Source organism: Sulfurivermis sp., assembly GCF_059410345.1.
This window is the reverse complement of sequence record NZ_JBLJDO010000038.1, coordinates 1-5,458: the sequence shown is the minus strand read 5'-3', so window position 1 is coordinate 5,458 and position 5,458 is coordinate 1. Positions and strand designations below refer to the sequence as shown.

Genomic DNA, 5,458 nt, shown 5'->3' with positions numbered 1-5,458 from the left:
GCAAGAGGTTTCCGCAATCGGGAGCGCTTCCGCAATGCGATTTATTTCCATCTCGGCGGCCTTGACCTATACCCCGCTCAGGTGGGAAAGCGGTGATTCAACCCACTCGAATGAGTGATGACCCATTATTTGTATCAGGCAAGCCGCGGCGGACGTACTGACCGATCTTGGTATCTTCCTGCACCATGTGCTTCAGCACCCAGAATTTCAGAAAGCGCACGGTGGCCAGCGTCTCCTTGGTGGCGCCCTCGGTCATGGTCTGGGCGCGGAATTCGGCCACCTCCTGCAACAGGTGTTGATGCTGCTGGCGGTGAGCGTGATAACCGGGATAGCCGATGTTGTCCATGATCTGTTCTTCATGGGCAAAGTGCTCGCTGACGGCTTTGATGAGCTGATCCAGCAGCGGTAACCACGCGGCGACCGGGGCGTCCTTGGCGAGCAGTTCGATGAGGGCGTTGAGCCGTGTCAGCAGCCCCTCATGTTCCTGGTCGATGAATTGCAGGCCAGTTTCAAAGCTGGGGTTCCATTGCACGGGTTCGTGGGGCATGGCGGCGACTTTCGAGTGGGTGCCTGTCTAAAGCATAGCGCTTTTGCGCGCGGTCAGGTTAATGCGGGGTTTCGTCAGTTTTTAAGTCCCACGCCACGCTGCAACAGGAACAGGGCATAGGCAAACAGGGCGACGATGAACAGCACGGTGACGCCGAGGGCGGTGCCGAGCGGGATATCGGTGACCCCGAGCAGGCCGTAGCGGAAGGCGTTGATCATGTACAGGATCGGATTGAGCAGCGACACGTCGCGCCAGAAGGCGGGCAGCATATCGATGGAGTAGAAGATACCGCCCAGATAGGTGAGCGGGGTGAGCACGAAGGTGGGGATGATGGAAATGTCGTCGAAGCTCTTGGCGTAGATGGCATTGATGAAGCCGCCGAGGGAGAACAGCACCGATGTCAGCACCAGCACCGACAGCACCACGGCGAGATTGTGTACCTGCAGGGTGGTGAAGAACATCGCCACCACCGTCACCACTGCGCCGACGGTAAGACCACGCGCCAGGCCGCCGGCCACATAGCCGAGCAGGATCAGGCTGTTGGGGATCGGGGCAATGAGCAGCTCTTCCACATAGTGGGAAAACTTGGCGCCGTAGAACGATGACACCACGTTGCCGTAGGAGTTGGTGATCACCGCCATCAGGATCAGGCCGGGCACGATGTAATCCATGTAGCTGTAGCCGGCGATGGCGCCGATCTGGCTGCCGATGAGCTGGCCGAAGATGATGAAGTACAGCGCGGTGGTGATCATCGGCGGCAGGATGGTCTGGATCCAGATGCGCAGGTAGCGGCGGATCTCCTTGATCAGGATGGTGCGGAAGGCGATGGCGCCGTTCATTGCGCGGCCCCGCCGTTTTCCACCAGGCGCAGGAACAGTTCCTCCAGCCGGTTGGCCTTGTTGCGCAGGCTGACCACTTCGATGCCCTGGGCCGAGAGCAGCTGGAACAGGCGGTTGATGCCCTCGGCGCGCGGGATATCCACCTCCAGGGTATTGGCATCGGTGAGGCAGCTGCTGTAACCGTCCAGGTGCGGGGCGTGTTGCAGCGGTGCCTTCAGATCCAGCACCACCGTCTCGCTGTTGAGCTGGTTGAGCAGGGTCTTGATGCTGGTGTGGGCGGCGATCTGTCCCTCGTCGATGATGGCGACGTTGCGGCAGAGATTCTCCGCCTCTTCCAGGTAATGGGTGGTGAGGATGATGGTGGTGCCCTGGGCGTTTACCTCACGCAGGAATTTCCACATGGAGCGGCGCAACTCGATATCCACGCCGGCGGTGGGTTCGTCGAGGATCAATAGTTTCGGCTCGTGTGCCAGGGCGCGGGCGATCATCAGGCGCCGCTTCATGCCGCCGGAAAGATTACGCGCCAGTTCGCGCCGTTTGTCCCACAGGCCGAGCTGTTTCAGATAGGTTTCGGCGCGCTGCATGGCCTGCGCCTTGGGCACGCCGTAGTAGCCCGCCTGGTTGACCACGATCTCGACCACCGGCTCGAACTGGTTGAAATTGAATTCCTGCGGCACCAGGCCGATGCAGCGGCGTGCCGCCATCGGTTCACGATCGATGTCGTGGCCGAACACCTGCACCGTGCCGCCGCTCTTGTTCACCAGGGCGGTGATGATGCCGATGGTGGTGGACTTGCCGGCGCCGTTGGGACCGAGCAGGGCGAAGAAGTCGCCCTGCGCCACGTGCAGGTCGATCCCCTTCAGCGCCTCGTGCCCGCTGCGGTAGGTCTTGCGCAGACCGCTGATGTCCAGTGCGTGGAAGGTCATTCGCAAACAATATGTCGCAGAGACGCAGAGGCGCAGAGAAAATCCACGCGCGAATTGATCGGATTCATCAGTTCCTTCTCCGCGTCTCTGCGCCAGAGGGTTGAGGTTACAGGGCGATGATTTCCAGCCCCAAGTCGGCCTGTTTCAGCGTGACCGGGTTGCTGATCACCGCGGTGCTGGCGGCCTCCGGTTGCAGATAGGTGGCAGCGACGCGCTTGAGGTCGTCCTGGGTCACCTGGAGCACGCGGGCGCGGAAGCGGCGGCGTTGTTCCGGGGTGCGGCCGTGCAGGGCGGCGTGGAAGGTCTTCTTCACCTCGCCGGCCGGCGAGCCCGGTTTGTCGATGGAGGAAATCACGCCAAGGATCGCCTCTTCCACCAGACGCCACGGGTGGTCGTTAGCCAGCAGCCATTGCACCGAGGCATCGAAATCGGCCAGGGTCGCGGCCAGGCGCGGGTCGCGGTAGGAATAGAAGCGGAACGCCGCGCTGTCCGGGTCGTAACCGGCGCCGCCGCCGTAGGCGCCCCCCTGCTCGCGGATGGCGCGGTGCAGGTAGTTGTTGCGCAGGAAGCCGCCCAGCACCATCAGTGCGGCGCCGTCGGCGTGCTCCATCGGTACCGCCGTATAGGCCTTGGCGCAGAAGTTGACCTGGGTGGAGGTGGTCCAGCCCTGGTTGCGCGCCTCGTTGCCGGCGGGCAGGGCGAAGGTGGTACCGGATTGCACGGCGGCGGCATCGGCCCAGCGCGCGGCGAGGGCCGAGGTATAGCCGCTGCGCTGCTCTTCCTCGCCGATGAGCAGGAACTGACGCGGCGCCTGGAGCAGGGCAGTGCGCAGCCGTTGCAGGCGCTCGGCGAAGGCGCGCAGGGCAATCTCATCGTCCAGCGCATCGTCGAGATGTTTGAGCGTCTTGATACCGGCGAGGCCGTACCAGCGGTGACTGAGGGCGGCGCTGGGGGTGAGACTGGCGGCGGCGGCCATCATGGCGAGGCCGTGGCCGCTGCCGGTGACGCTTTGTTCCTGGTGCAGACGCTCCTGCGCCACCAGTTCACGCAGGCGTTCCAGCTCATCGAAGCGGGCGCTGTCGAAGGTTTCACGCAGCAGGTCGCTGAGGGCGGCATGGTTGCGCGCCAGCGCCTTGCCGGACAGCACGAATACGCCGCGGCCGCTGTTGGCGTCGTCGATGGAACCGCGCACGGTGCTGCGTGCCGACAGGCCGCCGGTGACGGCCGCCTGCAATTTCTGGGTGGCGAGATAGTCGCGGCCGCCGCTGCCTACCTCGGTGACGAGGTTGCAGAACAGCGGCAGCAGGTCGGCGAGGTCCGGCTCCAGCGCCGGCAGGTCCACCACCAGCTCCTGATAGACGAGGCCGTTGGTGCCGCGGGTGTACCAGGTGGAGGGGATGGCGGCGATGGGTGCGGCCTCGCCCTGCGGCACGTGCAGTTCGGTGGGCACGTCACTCAGGCTGACCTTGGGCAGTACCTCCGGGTCGTCCTGCTTGGCCTGGCGCGCGGCCAGCGCCGCCGCCTGTTCAACGATGCGCTGCTTTTCCGCCGCACTGAGTTTTTCCTTCAGCGCCGCCAGCCGCGCCGCCTCGTGTGCGGCGCGTTCGGCGGAGAGTCCCGTGTCCGGGCGCATGGTGAGGCAGACGCGGTGCGGATTGGCCAGCAGCGTGCGCACCTCGCCCTTGATGAAGTCGGGATCGGCAATGCGTGCGCGCAGGCGTGTGAGGATCGGGTCGATGTCGAGCACTGCCGCGGCGTCGGCGCCGTGCAGCGCCGGCGACAGGGCATGCACCATCAGTTGCAGGCCGTAGGGGAAGCCGTCGCCGCTCACCTCGCGCTGCGACAGTTCCAGCTGATGCAGCATGGCCTCCACCTGCTCCTGCGGCACACCTTCTTCGGCGATGCGGCGCAGGGTGTCGAGGATCAGTTGTTCCACCGCGGTGGCGTGTTCGGGATTGCTGCCCTCCAGACCGGCGACGAAGAACATCTCGCGGCTGGAGTCGGACAGGCCGCACAGGGGCGAGGGCGCGCTGCCCAGCTCCGAGGTCTCCAACACCTGGCGCAACGGCGAGGCGCTGTTGTCCAGCAGCACGTCGGACAACAGGTGGGCCGTGAGCAGGGGCTCCGGATCGGTGCCGTTGCCGAGCAGCCAGCCGAGCACGATGTGGGTCTTGTCGACGGTATCTTCCTCGCCGTCCAGGGCGTAGCGCTCCTCGCGGGTGAGCGGCGCGCTGTAGCGCTGTTCGTCGGGAACGTGGATATCGGTGTCGAGGCGCGCAAACTCCTTGAGGGCGTATTCCTCGAAGTACAACTGGTGTTCGTGCGCCGGCACGTCGCCGTAGGTCATGAACACGGCGTTGGACGGGTGGTAGTGGCGCGCGTGGAAGCGCTTCAGCTGGTCGTAGGTCAGGTCTGGGATATGCTCCGGGTCGCCGCCCGAGTTGTGGTGATAGGTGATGGTGGGGAACAGGTGTTTGGTCAGGTATTGATACAGTGCCGAGGTGGGCGCGCTCATGGCCCCCTTCATTTCGTTGAATACCACGCCCTTGAACACCAGCGGACTGTCCGGGTTGGCCGGCTCGGCGAATTCGACGCGGTGGCCCTCCTGGGCAAAGTCCAGCTCATCCAGGGTGGGGAAGAACACCGCATCCAGGTACACCTGCAACAGGTTGTAGAAGTCCTTGCGGTTGCAGCTGGCGAAGGGGTAGGCGGTCCAGTCGCTGGCGGTGAAGGCGTTCATGAATGTGTTGAGCGAGCGCCGCGTCATCATGAAGAACGGGTCGCGCACCGGATAGCGCCGGCTGCCGCACAAAGTGGTGTGCTCCAGAATGTGGGCCACGCCGGTGGAGTCCTGCGGCACGGTGCGGAAACCCACCAGGAAGGCATTCTGATCGTCATCGGCGGCCAGGTGGATGTGCGGCGCGCCGGTCACCTTGTGGCGAAACTCCTGCACCTCCACATTGAGCGAAGGAATGCGGCTGCTGCGCAGCCACTCAAAGGCTGCATGGGTGGTCGGCTGGGTCATCGGATTCCTGCGCGGTAATCAGTGGAATGAATTAGGTAGGGCCAGGGGCGCCAGTATACAAGGAAAGGCCGGGGGCAGCCTTGCAGGCGCCACGCACGCGGAGGGGTGATCCTGCTTTAAT

4 protein-coding genes are annotated in these 5,458 nt (G+C 64.2%); all 4 read right to left on the bottom strand.

The window, feature by feature from the left end; translation table 11 throughout:
• Window positions 1–97: 97 nt before the first annotated feature.
• Window positions 98–547 (bottom strand): bacteriohemerythrin, encoded by a 450-nt coding sequence (locus ACMV8A_RS15435; RefSeq protein ID WP_495326775.1) that lies wholly within the window; start codon window positions 545–547, stop codon window positions 98–100.
• 74 nt (window positions 548–621) lie between these two features.
• The gene (locus tag ACMV8A_RS15430) at window positions 622–1,386 is read right to left on the bottom strand and encodes an ABC transporter permease (protein ID WP_495326774.1); all 765 of its coding nucleotides are present in this window, start codon (window positions 1,384–1,386) and stop codon (window positions 622–624) included.
• The gene (locus ACMV8A_RS15425; RefSeq protein WP_495326773.1) at window positions 1,383–2,312 is read right to left on the bottom strand and encodes an ABC transporter ATP-binding protein; all 930 of its coding nucleotides are present in this window, start codon (window positions 2,310–2,312) and stop codon (window positions 1,383–1,385) included. Before ACMV8A_RS15425 ends, ACMV8A_RS15430 begins: the two co-directional genes overlap by 4 nt.
• A gap of 106 nt (window positions 2,313–2,418) precedes the next feature.
• Window positions 2,419–5,337 carry an insulinase family protein gene (locus ACMV8A_RS15420; protein ID WP_495326772.1) on the bottom strand — a complete coding sequence of 973 codons (2,919 nt, stop codon included), beginning with the start codon at window positions 5,335–5,337 and terminating at the stop codon, window positions 2,419–2,421.
• Window positions 5,338–5,458: the final 121 nt, after the last annotated feature.